General features: G+C 40.1%; 16 protein-coding genes. 7 read left to right on the top strand and 9 right to left on the bottom strand.

The genetic code is table 11. The annotated features are described in order from the left end of the window. Positions 1 to 36: 36 nt before the first annotated feature. Together ABIN91_RS05145 and ABIN91_RS05140 are read right to left on the bottom strand one after the other, a co-directional pair. Complete coding sequence (locus ABIN91_RS05145) at positions 37 to 903, bottom strand: polysaccharide deacetylase family protein (RefSeq protein ID WP_348049161.1); 867 nt, start codon at positions 901 to 903, stop codon at positions 37 to 39. A 133-nt stretch (positions 904 to 1,036) separates the two neighbouring features. Next, positions 1,037 to 1,837: a S1/P1 nuclease gene (locus ABIN91_RS05140; protein ID WP_348049159.1), complete on the bottom strand. Its 801-nt coding sequence runs from the start codon at positions 1,835 to 1,837 to the stop codon at positions 1,037 to 1,039. 168 nt (positions 1,838 to 2,005) lie between these two features. On the opposite strand from ABIN91_RS05140, the gene ABIN91_RS05135 reads away from it, so the two are divergent. Both ABIN91_RS05135 and ABIN91_RS05130 read left to right on the top strand, forming a co-directional pair. Then, positions 2,006 to 3,982: a DUF1800 domain-containing protein gene (locus ABIN91_RS05135; protein WP_348049157.1), complete on the top strand. Its 1,977-nt coding sequence runs from the start codon at positions 2,006 to 2,008 to the stop codon at positions 3,980 to 3,982. A gap of 37 nt (positions 3,983 to 4,019) precedes the next feature. Beyond that, entirely contained in the window at positions 4,020 to 5,294 is a 1,275-nt protein-coding gene (locus tag ABIN91_RS05130) for a DUF1501 domain-containing protein (RefSeq protein WP_348049155.1), read from the top strand. A gap of 133 nt (positions 5,295 to 5,427) precedes the next feature. On the opposite strand, the gene ABIN91_RS05125 is transcribed toward ABIN91_RS05130, so the two are convergent. After that, on the bottom strand, positions 5,428 to 6,435 hold the full coding sequence (locus ABIN91_RS05125) for a glycoside hydrolase family 43 protein (protein WP_348049153.1): 1,008 nt from the start codon (positions 6,433 to 6,435) through the stop codon (positions 5,428 to 5,430). Between the two features lie 82 nt (positions 6,436 to 6,517). On the opposite strand from ABIN91_RS05125, the gene ABIN91_RS05120 reads away from it, so the two are divergent. Then, positions 6,518 to 6,985 (top strand): hypothetical protein, encoded by a 468-nt coding sequence (locus tag ABIN91_RS05120; RefSeq protein WP_348049151.1) that lies wholly within the window; start codon positions 6,518 to 6,520, stop codon positions 6,983 to 6,985. Positions 6,986 to 7,024: 39 nt separating this feature from the next. Here ABIN91_RS05120 and ABIN91_RS05115 read toward each other — a convergent pair whose 3' ends face one another. After that, positions 7,025 to 7,726, bottom strand: coding sequence for an HAD family hydrolase (locus tag ABIN91_RS05115; RefSeq protein ID WP_348049149.1), 702 nt, complete (start codon positions 7,724 to 7,726; stop codon positions 7,025 to 7,027). Positions 7,727 to 7,901: 175 nt separating this feature from the next. Between ABIN91_RS05115 and guaB the strand changes: the two genes are divergently transcribed. Beyond that, a complete protein-coding gene (gene guaB / locus ABIN91_RS05110) occupies positions 7,902 to 9,371 on the top strand; it encodes an IMP dehydrogenase (protein WP_348049147.1) in 1,470 nt (489 codons plus the stop codon). 67 nt (positions 9,372 to 9,438) lie between these two features. Further along, entirely contained in the window at positions 9,439 to 10,191 is a 753-nt protein-coding gene (locus tag ABIN91_RS05105) for a hypothetical protein (RefSeq protein ID WP_348049145.1), read from the top strand. A 48-nt stretch (positions 10,192 to 10,239) separates the two neighbouring features. Here the strand turns inward: ABIN91_RS05105 and ABIN91_RS05100 are convergent, their stop codons facing one another. The 3 genes from ABIN91_RS05100 to ABIN91_RS05090 are packed head-to-tail and all read right to left on the bottom strand — an operon-like array spanning position 10,240 to position 11,888. Beyond that, a complete protein-coding gene (locus ABIN91_RS05100) occupies positions 10,240 to 10,833 on the bottom strand; it encodes a hypothetical protein (RefSeq protein ID WP_348049143.1) in 594 nt (197 codons plus the stop codon). Next, complete coding sequence (locus ABIN91_RS05095) at positions 10,820 to 11,317, bottom strand: RNA polymerase sigma factor (RefSeq protein ID WP_348049141.1); 498 nt, start codon at positions 11,315 to 11,317, stop codon at positions 10,820 to 10,822. Before ABIN91_RS05095 ends, ABIN91_RS05100 begins: the two co-directional genes overlap by 14 nt. 43 nt (positions 11,318 to 11,360) lie before the next feature. Next, complete coding sequence (locus ABIN91_RS05090; protein WP_348049139.1) at positions 11,361 to 11,888, bottom strand: hypothetical protein; 528 nt, start codon at positions 11,886 to 11,888, stop codon at positions 11,361 to 11,363. A gap of 66 nt (positions 11,889 to 11,954) precedes the next feature. Between ABIN91_RS05090 and ABIN91_RS05085 the strand changes: the two genes are divergently transcribed. Then, positions 11,955 to 13,343, top strand: a complete 1,389-nt coding sequence (locus ABIN91_RS05085) for a dicarboxylate/amino acid:cation symporter (RefSeq protein ID WP_348049137.1) — start codon at positions 11,955 to 11,957, stop codon at positions 13,341 to 13,343. Here the strand turns inward: ABIN91_RS05085 and ABIN91_RS05080 are convergent. Beyond that, entirely contained in the window at positions 13,340 to 13,837 is a 498-nt protein-coding gene (locus ABIN91_RS05080) for a hypothetical protein (RefSeq protein ID WP_348049135.1), read from the bottom strand. The two genes, ABIN91_RS05085 and ABIN91_RS05080, sit on opposite strands and share 4 nt — an antisense overlap. A gap of 2 nt (positions 13,838 to 13,839) precedes the next feature. Next, positions 13,840 to 16,266, bottom strand: coding sequence for a thiamine pyrophosphate-dependent enzyme (locus ABIN91_RS05075; protein ID WP_348049133.1), 2,427 nt, complete (start codon positions 16,264 to 16,266; stop codon positions 13,840 to 13,842). A 350-nt stretch (positions 16,267 to 16,616) separates the two neighbouring features. Here ABIN91_RS05075 and ABIN91_RS05070 point away from each other — a divergent pair, with 350 nt between their 5' ends. After that, the gene (locus ABIN91_RS05070) at positions 16,617 to 17,015 is read left to right on the top strand and encodes a DUF1573 domain-containing protein (protein ID WP_348049131.1); all 399 of its coding nucleotides are present in this window, start codon (positions 16,617 to 16,619) and stop codon (positions 17,013 to 17,015) included. Positions 17,016 to 17,043 lie beyond the last annotated feature (28 nt).

Genomic DNA, 17,043 nt, shown 5'->3' with positions numbered 1-17,043 from the left:
AAGCATCGCTTAAATATTTTGGTTTATAATTGGTGCTTATTTGAAGCTTCCGCGGATACTGTTGCTTAGGGTATGAGCGTTCCAATAACCACTTGCTATAATGCGGCGGATGGTCATTAACGGATCAACAGGGTCGCGTTTATCGGCTAATTGGAAGGCTGCTTTAAAGCCGCGTTTTTTCAACTCTGGCAAGGCGGCTTTGTTCCATATCCCGAAAGGGTAGGCAAAGTAATCGAGCTTTTTGCCAGTTATTTCTTCGAGCTTTTTGGTTGGCTTGTCTATTTGGGTAACCCAATCGTCAACCGGGCGGGTTGTTATCTTGCCGTTTTTGCCAATGATTTTGAATACGCCGTTATGGGTGTACTTTGATACCATATGATGATCCCAGGTATGGCTACCGATGATGTTGCCTTCGTCGGATAGTTTCTTTACCATGGCCGATGTCATGTAATGCGGCGGGCGATCTAAGGATACAGTCATCACAAAATAAACGGCTTTGTAATGATATTTCTTTAGCTCCGGGTTTGCGATGGTGAATTGATCTACGTCGGTATCGTCAAAGGTTAGCATGATGGGTTTGCTCGGTAATGTTCCACCGGCAGTTAAGTAGGCGTAAAGCTGATCGGGCAGGATGGTATGATAACCGCTATCGGCCAGCATTTTCATGTGGGCCTTGAATGTCGCTATTGGGCAGATGTAGTCTTTGCCGTTCTTTGAATCTTTAGCCGTCCAGTCACGAATTTGATGATAGCATAGGATAGGTACCTGTTTTTTGGCGATAATAGCCGCAGGGTCAGTTCCGGGGCTGATAACGGCAACCTTGTTAGTTGGTACCGAATAGCAGGTTGTAGCAGCCGCAAATATGGCAGATAGTGTTAATGGTAGTAATTTAGCGATGTTCACGATGGATAGTTTATGAGTGAATTTGTACGGCTAAATTAAATTAACATTTAATTAAATAAGGGTTAAATTATCAACATTTAAACATGTATCAAATTTACCCCTTTAAGGCATTTTTAAATAGGTTGCGTAGCGTTTATGCTCCAAATATGTTGTTCAATATGCCGGCTAATCTTACACCGCCTTTAAGCATTTGTTCTTCGGCAGTATGAATGTGATCGAAGATATATTTATAGGTGTTAAGTTTTTGATTTGGTTCTTTGATCTCGTTATATACGGATTCTGCAATTTGGTTTGATTCATAGATCACATGTAGCAGATCGGTTTTTTGCCATTCGGCACGTTGCGTGGCTGTGGTATGGTTTAAATTATGCGCATACTCGGTATAGCTGTATTGCTGGGTTTCTATCAGTTTGGAATCCCAAATGCTGTGCAGGTTGGTTTGCTCGTTACCCCACATTAACTGGATCTTGTTGCCACCCTGATCATCAGCACGGCCAGCGTGAAATGGTTGGTGAAGATCGCCAACGATGTGGATGATCAAGCGTACATACATCAGCTTTTTATCTTTAGCTAATGCCTTGTTAGTTTTAAGCTCCTTAATCATAAAGTTAAGCTTATTGTAAGCATTAGGAATAGTATCTTCTTTTAGATATAAGCTCGATTCGGCAAAGGTTGCGCCTTGTTTCAAATCGACATAGTGCCATTGCGATAGATATTTATACGATGGATCGGATTTGATAAAATCGGCCCAATTGGCGGCCATGGCAAGGGATTCGTTCCCTAAAATTTTTCCGAGCTCGAGGCGTGCCTTTGGCGTTAAATAAGAATCGGCAATTTGTGCCACCACACGGTGCCCTAACTGCCCCCAGGCCATAACCTGTGTTGGAAGATAAAAGAATAAGGCCGCTAAAATGAGTTTTTTGATACTATTCATAGGTGGTAAAAATATGTAATTTACAGCAATTAACAATTATGCTAAGGTTAACAAACCAAACTATATATGCGTTGTGTAACATTATTTTTATAAATTTATTGTTAGCGATTAAACTTCAGCCAATTTTATTTGTCTGACAGGTAAATTGACACCTAATCATTTCTTATTATGAAGGCTCTTAAACTCACTGGTATTGCCGCTGTAGTTATCGTTAGCGGTTTTATGCTATCATCATTTTTTAGCGGCCCTAAGCTTGCTGTTAAAAATTTTAGTTTTCCTTATAAACAAGCGGGTTTAACCGAGCGCCAGGCAGCTGCACACTTGTTAAACAGGTTTACTTATGGCGCTACACCGGGCCAGATTGATGCTGTAGTTAAAATAGGGCTTGAAAAATGGTTCACCCAACAATTGGAAGCCAAAATGAATGATGATTCGCTGAATAAGGTTTTAGATCAATATCCGGATCTGAAATTAAGCAATACTCAAATTGCTGAAATTTTTCCGCGTGGTGGCGCTGTCGCGCGAATGGCGATCAAAGATGGCGTAATTAATAAAGACTCGATTGGAAACGCCGTAAATAAAAAAGAATACCGCACCCAGCTTGCCGATTACATGATGAAAAAGGGATATAAGCCCGAGCAGGAACTAATGCGCCAGTTCATTAATCAAAAAATACTAAGAGCTGCTTATACCAATAATCAATTGCAGGAGGTGTTGACAGATTTTTGGTTCAATCACTTTAATGTATCTATCACCAAAAATCAATGTGCCGAGTTTATTCCTAATTATGAACGCGATGTAATACGCCCTAATGTTTTGGGTAAGTTTGATAAGCTATTGCTGGCCACTGCTAAATCGCCGGCTATGCTGTATTATCTTGATCTGGTAAGCAGTGTAGGTACTAATGCAAATGCCAAGCAGCCTAAAAGAGCTCAATATATCCAACAACAAATGATGGCCGACTCTATGTCGCCACAAGGCAAATTTTTAAAACAAGCGCAAAAAGCTAAAAAGTCGCAGGGATTGAATGAGAACTATGCCCGCGAAGTAATGGAACTGCATACTTTAGGTGTTGACGGTGGCTATACCCAGAATGATGTAACACAGGCGGCCCGCGTATTAACCGGCTGGACTGTTTACCCCATGAATAACGGCTACGCTAATCCTTTGAAAAAAGCGCTTGATAACGGGCGTGTCCAACCCGGCATGGTTCATGATGGAGATTTCTTATTTACTCCAAATCGCCATGATAGCGGTGAGAAGGTAGTGTTAGGTAAATATTTTGGACCTAATGATGGCTATAAGGAAGGGGAGGCTTTGTTAGAAATGCTGGCCCACAACCCATCTACAGCTAAATTTATCACTAAGAAACTGGCAGTGCGTTTTGTAAGCGATGCACCTCAACAATCTCTGTTAGATAAAATGTCGGCATCGTTCACCGCGCATGATGGCGATATCAGAGACGTGTTGATCACGATGGCATCATCTCCCGAGTTTTGGAGCACACAATCGCTACGCGAAAAAACAAAGTCACCTTTTGAATTGGCAATCAGCTCGGTGCGGGGTTTAAATGCAACTATAAAACAACCCTATGCCTTGTATGCATGGATAGCCAAAATGGGGCAGAAAATGTATTTCTACCAGGCGCCAACCGGTTTCCCGGATAAGGGACAATACTGGATCAATACAGGAGCCTTGTTAAACCGTATGAACTTTGGTTTGGCTTTGGCTACACAACGTATACCGGGTATCACTTTTGATCTGGCAGCGTTAAATAATCATCACGAGCCTGAAAGTAAACAAGCGGCATTATCTACTTATGGTAAGTTGATTATCCCCGAAAGGAATTTAGATCAAACCATTAAGTTTTTGACCCCGATGTTGGATGACCCGAACCTGATAAGCAAAGTTGATAACGCGGCAGCTAAAACAGCCCCTGCGGTAACTGATATGAATACAACCATGCAAACCGGTGACGACCAGATGATGAATACCGAAAAGAACCTTAAACCCAAGATTAAAGGTAAAGGCCAAAAGGCGCAAGATAGAATAGATTATGCCATGCAAAGTATGCCGGGTAATAATACTATGCTGGCCCAGGTTGTGGGTGTTATTATTGGTTCGCCGGAGTATCAAAGAAGATAAATAAACTGACACACTATCATATTAAAACGATATAATCATGACATCGAGAAGAGGATTTTTAAAAGCAGGCGGACTGGCACTATTTGGTGTTAGTTTAGTAGGAGGTATCCCCGGTTTTATAGCCGAAGCTGCCGCCAGTGATAAAATTATTGCTCCATACAAAAAGAAGAAAACGATGGTTTGCATCTTTCAGCGTGGTGCTATGGATGGTTTGATGGCTGTAACGCCGTTTACCGATGATTACCTGAAAGCTGCAAGGCCAACTTTGTTTATGAGCGCAGCTAAAGGCGGTACAGCTAAACCGTTGATCGATCTGGATGGCCGCTTTGGTTTACATCCTTCAATGGCCGCTTTTGAGCCGCTATTTCGCGATGGCCGTTTAGGCATTGTACATGGTATAGGTTCGCCAAATAATACCCGTTCACACTTTGATGCGCAGGATTATATGGAATCGGGTACGCCGTTTAATAAGGGTACTGCAAGCGGCTGGTTAAACCGCGCTGTTGGCTTATTGGGCCATGATGCTACTACAACACCTTTCCAGGCGGTGAGTTTAACATCGGCTTTGCCACGTTCTTTTTATGGTGATAACCAATCCGTAGCGATCAATAACTTACAGGATTTTGGTATCCAGATGCGTGGTAATGCAGCCGGAGCCAATATGGCCGCTAAAAGCTTTGAAGATTTGTACGGACAGGCATCAAGCGGTTTGCTCAAATCAACCGGTAAAGAAAGCTTTGACGCGGTTAAAATGCTGCAAAAAAATGATACCAAGAACTACAAACCAGCCAATGGCGCTGTATATCCAAATACAGCTGTAGGTAACTCATTAAAGCAAATTGCCCAGTTAATTAAAATGAATGTTGGTTTAGAAGTTGCCTTTACCGAATCTGGCGGTTGGGATACTCACTTTAACCAGGGAACAGAGAACGGCATATTTGCCCGTAATGTAAACGATTTGAGTAACTGTATAGTTGCTTTCTGGACAGACCTTGGCCAATACCAGGATGATGTTACTTTAATGACCATGACTGAGTTTGGCCGCACAGTACACCAAAACGGAACCGGCGGTACCGATCACGGACGCGCATCATGTAACTTTATTTTAGGTAACGATGTTGCCGGTGGTAAAGTATATGGTGATATTAAACCACTATCAGTTGATAATTTAGAAGATGGCCGCGATTTGGCTGTGACTACAGATTTCCGTTCTGTGTTTAGCTCTGTTGCTGATAGTCACCTCGGTATTAAGAATGATAGGGTATTGTTCCCTGACTGGAACGGTACTAAATTGAATGTGATGAAAGGCTAAATCTTTAACAATAATCAATAATATTGAATACTGAATATCCAATATCGAACACCGAAGTAAACTTCAAAATTCATCATCCGATATTCGGTGTTCGATATTGATTAACCACTCACTACTCTCCATTTACTACTCATTACTTAACAGGCTTCACACCCTCCGATGTCATTACAACACGTTTCATTGTTCCATCGGGATTGTAATAAAGATAATCAATACATACCGATCTGTGGAAACTTCCAAAATCTGGAGTTAAAGCTCCGTTATGGTAAATGAAATAGGTTTTGCCTTTAAAATCAATAATAGCCTGGTGGTTGGTATTTGAGTTTCCGGCAATTTCGTTTAAGATGCCTTTATATTCCCAGGGTCCGTTAATGCTACGGCTCATGGCATAAGCTATCTTCTCGGGAAACTCATAAGCGTATGATAGGTAATACCAACCATTACGCTTGTGTAACCACGGTGCTTCGGTATAGTGGGGGAGCTTTATGGTTTTGATTGGGCCATCCAATTCAGTCATATTGGCCTTTAGTTTGGCGTAGTAACAAATGGTATTTCCCCAGCAAAGATATGCTTGCCCGTCATCGTCGATAAAAACTGTTGGGTCAATATCATCCCAGCTTATTTTGGTATCGGTTGTCATATCATTGGTGATGATAGCCGAGCCACGGGCATCTTTAAAAGGCCCTGTCGGACTATCAGCTACAGCAACACCAATTGCCTTACCGTGAATTGTTCCGTGTGATATAGCCACGTACCAATAAAATTTATGGTTACGCTCAATAACCTGCCCGGCCCAGGCATCATCTTTAGCCCATGCAAAATCCTTCACATTTAATGGGCTTGGGTGCTCTGTCCAGGTCACCATATCAGTTGATGAAAAGCAAAGCCAATTGTGCATTTCGTAACCATTGCGCTTTACCGGGGCCTGATCATGGCCTGTGTATAGATAGACCGTTCCGTTTGAAACCAGCGCTGCCGGGTCGGCCGTATATTCGTGAGTGATGATGGGGTTTCCTGTAGCGTGTATAATGGTATCTTTTAACTGCTTAGTTACATTTGTGGTGCGATAATTGGTGAAACCAGTAGTAAGCGCTAATCCCGCTATAGCGGATAAAGATACGGCGATGGTATTAATTTTCATTTTGACATTTATTTCAGTTGATAAATATAGCATGTTTGCTGCAAATAAATTTCTAATTTTATACTTCAATTGAACCAGAAATATGTCTAAGTTATTTATCGCTATGGGGGGGCTGTCATTATTATTACTCATTGGGTTGAGTATTGATGTGGGAAGACACTATTACAGTGATGAAAATGATCATCTGCTGGTTAGTATTGACCAGATGCAGCGGTTACAACTATTTGGAAGAACAGCCGTTGGTATTTACGACGAAGATAAAAAAGCCTATAAAACGGGTGATAAATACAGTTACTACGTGAGTGGAAAAACTTATAATTATATTGTAGAACTTGAAGATGCGCCACAATATTCAAAATTTGATGTTGAGTATTTACCTGATAATCCCGAAGTACATTCAATAAACCCCGCAATTCAATTGGCAATGAGCAGGGGGCGTTTAATGCAGAACGAAAAGGTTCCGGCCTTATCATGGATATTGTTGCTTTTAAGTTTCGGAGGATTGATCTATTCCATAATCAGATTGAAAATACGTCCTGCAAAGGTTTAATCTAGGATAGCTCGGGGTTATTCAAAGGTTACCTTGCTTTTAACCAATCCACTCTAATACATCCGTAATTTTCTCAGCTATTCTAAAGTTCTCGTGTTCAAAATTAGTATCAATAACCTCGTGCGCCCAGGTAGTATGGAAAGGGATATGGATACCATGACCACCTATTTGTATTACCGGTAAAACATCAGATTTTAGCGAATTACCGATCATCAAAAACTCTTCGGGTTGAATATCCAGCCTGTCTATCAGCTTCAGGTAATCTTCTTCCCCTTTTTCTGACATCACCTCAATATGGTGAAAATAATGCCCTAAGCCCGATTTATGTAATTTACGTTGCTGATCAAGCAGATCGCCTTTGGTTGCAACCACCAGTTTAAACTTATTTTCAAGAGCCGATAATACCTGCTCAACATCGTCAAGTAGTTCGATAGGTTCTTCAAGCAGATTTTTACCTAACTGAATTATTTTTTCAACAATATCAACATTGATCTTTTTATCAGATACGTTTAAAGCCGTTTCTATCATTGATAAAGTAAAGCCTTTAACACCATATCCGTAAAGCCCTAAATTGCCTATTTCAGTTTTAAGTAATTCGCGTTCAATATTGTGCCCGGTTAAAAAGTTTTCGAGCAGGGTATAAAACTGTTCTTCTGTTTTGCGGAAATAAGGTTCGTTAACCCAAAGTGTATCATCGGCATCAAAGGCAATAACTTTGATATTTGTGTTAGTGTAAATCATCAGTGATTCAAATTTATAAATAATTTAATTAAGAGGGATCATTAATGTAAACGTAGCAGGTTATCATAAAGTTGTAAAAACATTAAATCTGTCATTAAATCCGCATCACATGGTTTAAATGCAAAATATTTTGATACCTTTGCCCGGCAAATAATAACCCCATAAATTGTTTGCCATGCAATTAGATCCCTCCAAATTTGTTGCCGAAGGTTTAACGTACGACGATGTTTTACTGTTACCGGCGTACTCAGAAGTTTTACCACGCGAAGTTGACACCCGTTCATTTTTAACCCGTACAATCAGGCTAAACGTTCCTATCGTATCTGCCGCAATGGATACCGTTACCGAAGCCGCTTTGGCCATTGCTATTGCCCAGGCTGGTGGTATTGGCATGTTACATAAGAACATGACCATAGCTCAACAAGCTGACGAAGTACGTAAAGTAAAACGCTCAGAAAGCGGGATGATACAAGATCCGGTAACGTTACTGGAAACCGCTATTTTGGCCGATGCCTTTAAGATAATGAAAGAGCACAAAATAGGAGGTATCCCAATTATTGATGCGGATAGAAAACTGAAAGGAATTATCACCAACCGGGATCTGCGCTTTCAAAAGGAAATGGACAAGCCGGTAACTGATGTAATGACCAAAGAAAATCTGGTTATTGCACCCGAAGGAACTACACTATTACAAGCCGAAGAAATACTGCAAAATTATAAGATAGAGAAATTACCGGTAGTTAGTAAAGATGGCCATTTAAGCGGATTGATCACTTTTAAGGATATCCAGAAATTTAAGAATTACCCCGAAGCGTGTAAGGATGAACACGGTCGTTTACGTGTAGGTGCAGCAGTTGGCGTTACTGCCGATACTTTAGATAGGGTAGATGCTTTGGTAAAAGCAGGAGTTGATGTAATTACGATTGATACGGCACACGGACATTCAAAGGGGGTTATTGATAAATTGAAAGAAGTTAAAGCCAAGTATCCTGCATTACAGGTTATGGTTGGTAACGTTGCTACAGGTGATGGAGCCAAAGCGTTAGCAGATGCTGGGGCTGATGCTGTAAAGGTTGGTATTGGTCCGGGTTCTATTTGTACTACCCGTATTATTGCCGGGGTTGGGGTTCCGCAATTGTATGCTGTATATGAGTGTGCTAAGGCTTTACGGGGCACAGGCGTACCTGTAATTGCTGATGGGGGTATTAAACACACAGGTGATATTGCAAAGGCTATTGCAGCTGGTGCAAGTTCTATTATGGCAGGCTCGTTATTCGCAGGTGTTGAAGAATCACCAGGCGAAACTATCATTTACGAAGGCCGTAAGTTTAAATCGTACCGTGGAATGGGTTCGATTGAAGCTATGGAACAGGGATCAAAAGATCGTTACTTTCAGGATGTTGAAGATGATATCAAGAAGTTGGTTCCAGAAGGTATTGTTGGCCGTGTAAACTTTAAGGGTACTTTAGCCGAAGTAATGTATCAGTACGTTGGTGGTTTACGAGCGAGTATGGGCTATTGCGGTGCTGCAAACATTGAAGCTTTACAACAAGCTAAATTTGTACGCATTACAGCATCCGGTATTCGCGAATCGCACCCGCATGATATTACTATTACTAAAGAAGCACCCAATTATACCAGATAACTTATTGATGATGCTTTGTAGTTAAATATTAAATATAGTTTTTTATGTTTACATAAATTTTAATTATATGAGGATAAAATTACTTTGCACATTGGTATTAGTTACGTTTTTCTTTACAGCGTGTCGCAAAACTGACGATACAGCAGGGCTGTTTTTATTAAGCAATGTTGCCGTTTCGGGTGCTGTAACACAAAATATTTCCTTGAAATATGACAGCCAAAATCGTTTGATAGAAGAAAATGATGGTGGAGGAACAGGTTATTATTACACCTACGATATTCTGGGGCGCGTAACTGAAGAAGACGACAGAAGTGGTAATTCTGTATCACAATACTTTTATAAATACGATGGTAATCACATTTATATAACGGTTATAACTAAAAATAACGGTACTGTAGTCGGTACAGAAAACAGGGATATCATTCTTAATGGCCAACAAGCGATAAGTCAGGATTATGATGATGGCCAATATTCATTGTATACTTACGATAGTAATGGTGATTTACTTACCCAGTCTGATTATTTAAAGTCTTCACCAGATGTTGTGTTCCGTATCGGATATGCTTATGAAAGCAACAAAAGTTATTTCTATAATGTAGAAGGGAATCTATTCAGTATACATCCGTCAGGACATATTCATAATGCAAAAGCTACAACCTTTACAACCTATTTTGATCCTGCAAAGCCAGTTGTTTTAAGTTCAAACAGCACTTTTGAGTATAACGCTGATCTGTTTCCAATAAAAGAAACAAGGGTAGAAACTCAACCCAACGGAACAACAAGTACTTCCGTTTATGTCTACACGTACATCCAGTTTTAGGTATTGAACATCATTATAGTAAATCGAATACTATTTGCTATAATGATGTTATCCTTCGAACTGATCTTTCAATCGTTCTAATTTTTCGATGATCAATTTTACCTTTTCTTTTTCGCTGATGATAATACGATCTTTTAAAAATAGTGAGCAAAAGATAATAAAGGCCGCTGTAAGTGAATAGTATATTACTTTAACCATCATCGGTTTATCTTCTAAAACCTCTACAGCATAAAGTCCTATCCCAATAGTAATGATGACGGCATATATATAGTAGAACCTATCGTAAAGATATGCCCTGCGTTTTTGATATATTTTAAGGGTTTCTAAATATTTAGCCGGATCAATTGTCGGATCGTGGCTTGAAATGGTGCGGTAATCGCCTATCTGTAACGAAAGGTAAATACTCATCCCAATAATAAGGGTTAAAAGGCCGATGTAGCTTGCCCACGATGTAAATACCGAGAATAACAACGAAATTGCTGTTACCGCTAATGCAATAGAGATACCGATTATGCCCTGTAAGGTTTTACTCCTCAATCCCCCCATTCCTTTCTTCACCTGCCTGAGCGCCTCATCCACCGAAAGCTGCTCTTTAACGGGCTGGCCTTGCCAAACCGTCATTAAATGCTCAAAGTCTTTCATAGTGGTTATATAAATCTGTCAACTTTTGTTTGATACGATAAATTTTCACCCTTAAATTTCCTTCAGATATACCGGATATATCAGCAATTTCAGGATATGGTAACTCATCTAACACCATGGTAATAATAATTCTTTCTGATTCTTCCAGTTTGGATATGCACTTGTATAATAAGGCAACCTGTTCGTTCTTCTCACTAAATTTTTCTTCCTGCGTTTCCGCGATGAGGGGCGTTAGCTCCTCCTTACCCTGTCGCTTTTCCGATCGGAGGTAGGTTAAACAGGTATTAACGGCAATGCGATAGATCCAGGTTGATATCATGGCCTGGTTCCTGAATTTATCCATGTTTTGCCAAACCTTTAAAAAAGTTTCCTGCAACAGGTCATTAGCGGCATCATCGTCGCCGGCATACCCGTAGCATAAGCGGAATATCTTTTTTGAATTAGCTTCAAATATTTGCTTGAAAACTGCTTCCTTGTTTGACACTGTTTAGTTGATTTATTCTTAAGACTGCAAGATAAAACAAATGTTACAACACCAGATCATGTTTATTTAACCAGGGTAAACGTTTAACCGCATCCTCAAGCAATTCATCAAATTCCTGGTTATAATCAAACTGCAGGTCCTCGTGAAGTTTTACTATCGCTTTCTTCATCTTTTCCAATTGCTTAGTTAAAATCAAGCGTAGTGGTTTGTATGATGTTCGGCGGTCAACATACTCTAAATAGTTGCGGCAAAAATTCATGATCAGTTCAACCTCAACCTGTTTTGATCCGGTAAATTTAATGTTCTTGTTAATGTGCTTCAGTATTTTGCGCAAAACTTTAGCCGCCTGGTAACTTAACGATGGTACCTGGCTCATCATTAAACCAATATCTTGTTTTAAGTTTTCGGCGAAAGCCAACTCATCATCAGCATCAAAAAGTAAATAGGCGAGTAGCTCCTTGTTTTCTTTTTTATATCGGGCCATACGCAGGCACAATGCGGCGGCTTGCTTATCATCAAGCTGTTGAAGCTCTTTCTTTATTTCTTGTAAGCCGTATTGTTTAATACTCATTATACCTCTTTAAAATTTCAACAAAATAGTAATTAGTTGTAGTTTTAGACCTTATTAAAAACCTAAATGGCCAAAAACAAACTTACGCTTTACATTTTTATAGCCCTAATAGCTGGTGTAATTGTGGGATATACTTACAATGTGACGTTAATTAAACCTATAAACGATAAGCTTGGCACCGCCGAAACAACTATTAAAGCTTTGGATAATGCTATTGTTTTAATAAAAGACACAACGCTCGCCAATTATAAAGACCTTAAAATTCAACGTGCCGCGCAAGTAAAAATACGTAAGGAAAATGATACCATACGCGAAGATAAATTAGAAGGTTTTACCATATTGAGTGATATATTTCTTCGCCTCATAAAAATGATCGTTGCGCCACTGGTGTTTACTACATTGGTTGTAGGTGTGGCAAAGGTAGGAGATATAAACGCCGTTGGCCGGATAGGCGGAAAAACCATGTTGTGGTTTATAAGCGCTACGCTGGTATCGTTACTATTGGGTATGATATTGGTTAATTTATATCAGCCGGGAAGCCACATGCATATACCATTGCCCGATAGTCATTTAGGTACTGATATTAAAAAGTCGACACTGTCTTTAAAAGAGTTTATGAACCACGTAGTTCCTAAAAGCTTTATCGAATCAATGGCTAATAATGAGATCTTACAGATCGTTGTATTTGCTATATTCTTCGGTGTGGCAACCGCCGCCATTGGCCAGCAAGGGCAGGTTGTTATTAAAGCGATGGATGCCATTGCCCATGTAATAATGAAGATAACGGGTTATGTAATGAAACTTGCCCCATTAGCTGTATTTGGCGCCATTACAGCCATTGTAGCCAAACAAGGACTGGGCATCCTTTCTACTTATGCTATTTTCATCGGTGAGTTTTATTCTGGTTTATTACTGTTGTGGATCATCATCATTACGGCAGGTTTCTTCGTATTAAAAAGCCGGGTATTTACATTGGTGAATCGCATTAAAGACGCCATGCTGATCGCCTTTGGTACCTCAACCAGCGAAGCAGCTTATCCACGGGTATTAATTGAGTTAGAGCGTTTTGGATGTAAAGATAAGATAGTAAGTTTTGTACTGCCTTTGGGCTATTCCTTTAACCTTGATGGCTCCATGATGTATATGACATTTGCTTCCTTATTCATCGCGCAGGCTTATGGTATTCATCTCTCAACCGGGCAGCAATTTACCATGTTACTTATCTTGATGCTAACCAGTAAAGGTATTGCCGGTGTGCCGAGGGCTTCCTTAGTTGTTATTGCGGGTACTATATCAGCCTTTAATATTCCGGAAGCAGGTTTAGCCTTGCTGATAGGTATTGATCCTTTATTAGATATGGGCCGTTCTGCGACAAACGTATTGGGTAATGCCATGGCAACTGCCGTTGTGAGTAAGTGGGAAGGGGAGATGGGTGAAGAGGTTTCTGTAGATTAGATCTCTTGCGCTTCAAACATCTCATTTAAAAACCTGATAGAATCGTTGCTTTCATATTTGTAGCCACCTGTTGTTAGTACGTAGCCAAATAAGAACATAGCTATTATAAACAATGATGCTGGTTGGAACTTTTGTTCGATGATTTGAGATACCATAATGGATATTCCTCCAATAAGAAGGCCCCCCATCCACATACACATAAACACGAGCACCGCAGGGTGTAAGCTCATAACGATTTGTATTCGGCAGCCTGATTTTTCAGTGGAAATTGTGCCTTTTATTTGTGGATTAAACGAGTTTCTGTAATTAATAACTCTTTTAATATCAAATTTTTGAGATGATATTCGCCCCTCGTAAAGATAATCGTTATTACTGTCGTTTGTGAACCAGTTAACGCGTTGATCTGTATTAACGTTTAGAGCAAGTCTTTCCAGTATCTCGTCAGGTGTGAGACTGGTGAGCAAATCAAACTTATCGAAAGGTAAAAAAGCCACAACTAATAAATCGGCGGATAATTATCCGGATAAGTTTGCGCCATCATATCATATACAATTTCAATAATATCTTCGTGCGACGGTTTGGTATAATAATCACCATCTGAGCCATAAGGTGGGCGGTGTTGCTTTGCAGTTAAAGTACGTGGCTGACTATCCAGACTAAAATAACCATTCTGCTTTTCCAGGATGTGCTGTAAAATATAAGCCGATCCTCCGCCTGGCACATCTTCATCAACCACTAACAGTTTATTGGTTTTTTGTAAGGATTGCGCACAGATGTGATCCAGATCAAACGGATATAAAGTTTGTGGATCAATTATTTCAACATAAATACCAAGCACCTCCAAATCTTCGGCGGCCTCTTGCACAATACGAAGTGTTGAGCCATATGATACTATGGTGATATCATTACCTTCACGTAAAACCTCGGCCCGGCCAATTGGCACCGTAAACTCGCCAACATTGCTCGGTAATTGTTCTTTTAAACGGTAACCGTTAAGGCATTCAATAACCAATGCGGGCTCATCGCCACGTAATAAAGTATTATACATACCTGCGGCCTGTGTCATGTTACGAGGTACACAAATGTGTATGCCGCGCAATGCGTTTAATATTAAACCCAATGGTGAACCAGAGTGCCATATCCCTTCCAGCCTGTGCCCGCGTGTACGGACGATTAGGGGGGCCTTTTGCCCTGCTTTGGTACGATAGCTTAAACTTGCCAAATCATCGCTTAAAACGTTCATGGCATACATCAGGTAGTCCAGGTATTGTATTTCGGCAATTGGGCGCAGGCCACGCATGGCTAAACCCATACCCTGGCCTATAATAGTAGCTTCACGGATACCGGTATCAGCGATACGTAAATCACCAAACCTTGCTTGTAAGCCTGCAAAGCCCTGGTTAACATCGCCAATAGCGCCAACATCCTCACCAAAGGCAACAATGCTTTTATCGCGGGTAAAGTTTGCATCAAAACAGGCATTCAAAATTTCCCGCCCATCTATCAATTTCGCATCGTTATTATACTCCGCCGCAATTATTGGGACATACAGAGGTGAATATGGTGTATCTGTAAAAAGTTTAGAGTTAAAACGATCTTTGTTTTTTACATTTTCGGTGTTAAACCAATTTAAAAGTTCGTTACGGGCATCATTATGCTCGTGTGCAGTTGCCAATAAGGCCTTACGCACAGCCGCCATTACATCACGACGGGCCGGATCGATACATTCAGTCAATACTTTGTTAATATCCAATAACTGCTGGCTGTATTCTGTTGATAAAGCCAGGTTGTTTATTAATATAGTGGTTTGTGTAAGTTCAGTCTTAATTTGGCCTTCTAACTCGTTCCAGGCTTCACGCTGGCAAGTACGCACATATATTTTTGCTTCTTCTTCTAATTTGTCTAATTCTTCGTCGGTAGAAATGGCCGTTTCAATCATCCATTTACGCATTTGCAATAAACAATCGTGTTCATCTTCCCAGGCTAACCGGTCCTTTGATTTATAACGTTCATGCGATCCCGAAGTTGAGTGGCCCTGCGGCTGTGTCATTTCGGTAACATGTATCAATACCGGTACATGTTCTTCACGGCAAATTGCTATCGCTTTTTCGTAAGTTTCGCATAGGCCAACATAATCCCAGCCGCGCACCTTGAATATTTCGTAACCATTGGTGCCCTCTTCACGCTGAAAACCTTTTAATATTTCGGATATATCCTCTTTAGTGGTCTGGAATTTTGCCGGTACCGATATTCCATAAGCATCATCCCAAACAGAAATGGCCATAGGCACCTGCAACACACCGGCTGCGTTAAAGGCTTCAAAAAACAAACCTTCGGATGTGGAACCATTTCCAATTGTACCGAAAGCAACTTCGTTACCTTTTACCGAGAATTTTTTGAGGTAGGATAGTTCTTTATTTTGACGATAGAGTTTTGATGCATATGCCAAACCAAGCAAACGCGGCATATGGCCGCCTGTTGTTGAGATATCCGATGCACAGTTCATCATTTCTGTCAGATTATACCACTCACCGTTTTCATCAATGGTGCGTGTTGCAAAATGACAATTCATCTGCCTTCCGGCAGATGCGGGGTCTTTTTCAATATCCGGGTTAGCGTATAATTGGGCAAAAAACTCGGTTAAGGTAGTCATGCCGGTAGCAAACATAAATGTTTGATCGCGGTAATAGCCTGCGCGCCAGTCTCCTTTGCAAAAGGTTTTAGCCATAGCCAGTTGGGCAACCTCTTTACCATCACCAAAAATGCCAAATTTGGCTTTACCTGTAAGCACTTCGCGTCGACCGATCAAACTGGCCTGTCTGCTCTCATACCCAATACGATAGTCTTTAATAATGATCTTTTTAAAATCATCAAAACTAAGCTGTGAAGTATCAGATTGGCTGGAATTTTCGGTAACAGGCATATATAATTTGGTTGTCTAAGCAAAAGTATAAAATTCAATTTTGCTTTTATCATAAATCACTTATAAAACCGTTAGTTTTTACAATAGTTTTTTACAAGTGAATATTTACTTACATTTGTGTATAAACGCAACGCACGTAAATATGCGTGTGCTACAATATTAGCAAATATCTGTCACATGCTCTATTCAAAAAGCATTAATTTTACAGCTTTTTAAGTTAGATATTGACAAACAAATGATTAATAAAACGTTGTTGAATATAAACTATAGTTAATAACATTAGTCAAATAGTTTATATATTGGTTCAACACTAATAAAAACATATAACACAAATACAACATACCACAACAATGAAAAAATTAATAATGATTTGCGCTGTAATTATAGGTTTTACAGTTACAGTTTCGGCACAAACAGATAATAAGGCTGAGTTTAAGTTTGCCGAAGAGAAACATGATTTTGGTAAAGTGCCTCAAGGAAAGCCAGTTACCGTAAAATTCGAATATACCAACATCGGCGAGGAGCCTTTAATATTAAGCAATGTTCAGCCAACCTGTGGTTGTACTATTGCCGATTTTACTAAAACTCCGGTATTAAAAGGCGCTAAAGGTATCATCACCATAACCTACAATGCCGCTGTAGTTGGTGTTTTCACCAAAACAATCGTAGTAACATCAAACGCAAAAACGCCAACTAAATATCTTAATATAGTAGGAGAGGTTGTAGCCGGTGCCAGCACAGGTAAATAATAGCATACATTAAAACAGTATAAAAATC

Source organism: Mucilaginibacter sp., from assembly GCF_039921305.1.
Taxonomy (GTDB): domain Bacteria; phylum Bacteroidota; class Bacteroidia; order Sphingobacteriales; family Sphingobacteriaceae; genus Mucilaginibacter.
The sequence above is the reverse complement of the archived record's forward strand: the minus strand, read 5'-3'. Positions and strand labels throughout refer to the sequence as shown.

What these genes read in the sequence shown, in the direction of transcription:
- ABIN91_RS05085 (WP_348049137.1), top strand. Translation starts at nt 11,955, where the DNA reads ATGGCCAAAAACAAACTTACGCTTTACATTTTTATAGCCCTAATAGCT.
- ABIN91_RS05120 (WP_348049151.1), top strand. Translation starts at nt 6,518, where the DNA reads ATGTCTAAGTTATTTATCGCTATGGGGGGGCTGTCATTATTATTACTC.
- ABIN91_RS05140 (WP_348049159.1), bottom strand. Translation starts at nt 1,837, where the DNA reads ATGAATAGTATCAAAAAACTCATTTTAGCGGCCTTATTCTTTTATCTT.
- ABIN91_RS05100 (WP_348049143.1), bottom strand. Translation starts at nt 10,833, where the DNA reads ATGAAAGACTTTGAGCATTTAATGACGGTTTGGCAAGGCCAGCCCGTT.
- ABIN91_RS05070 (WP_348049131.1), top strand. Translation starts at nt 16,617, where the DNA reads ATGAAAAAATTAATAATGATTTGCGCTGTAATTATAGGTTTTACAGTT.
- ABIN91_RS05125 (WP_348049153.1), bottom strand. Translation starts at nt 6,435, where the DNA reads ATGAAAATTAATACCATCGCCGTATCTTTATCCGCTATAGCGGGATTA.
- ABIN91_RS05105 (WP_348049145.1), top strand. Translation starts at nt 9,439, where the DNA reads ATGAGGATAAAATTACTTTGCACATTGGTATTAGTTACGTTTTTCTTT.
- ABIN91_RS05075 (WP_348049133.1), bottom strand. Translation starts at nt 16,266, where the DNA reads ATGCCTGTTACCGAAAATTCCAGCCAATCTGATACTTCACAGCTTAGT.
- guaB (WP_348049147.1), top strand. Translation starts at nt 7,902, where the DNA reads ATGCAATTAGATCCCTCCAAATTTGTTGCCGAAGGTTTAACGTACGAC.
- ABIN91_RS05115 (WP_348049149.1), bottom strand. Translation starts at nt 7,726, where the DNA reads ATGATTTACACTAACACAAATATCAAAGTTATTGCCTTTGATGCCGAT.
- ABIN91_RS05090 (WP_348049139.1), bottom strand. Translation starts at nt 11,888, where the DNA reads ATGAGTATTAAACAATACGGCTTACAAGAAATAAAGAAAGAGCTTCAA.
- ABIN91_RS05135 (WP_348049157.1), top strand. Translation starts at nt 2,006, where the DNA reads ATGAAGGCTCTTAAACTCACTGGTATTGCCGCTGTAGTTATCGTTAGC.
- ABIN91_RS05130 (WP_348049155.1), top strand. Translation starts at nt 4,020, where the DNA reads ATGACATCGAGAAGAGGATTTTTAAAAGCAGGCGGACTGGCACTATTT.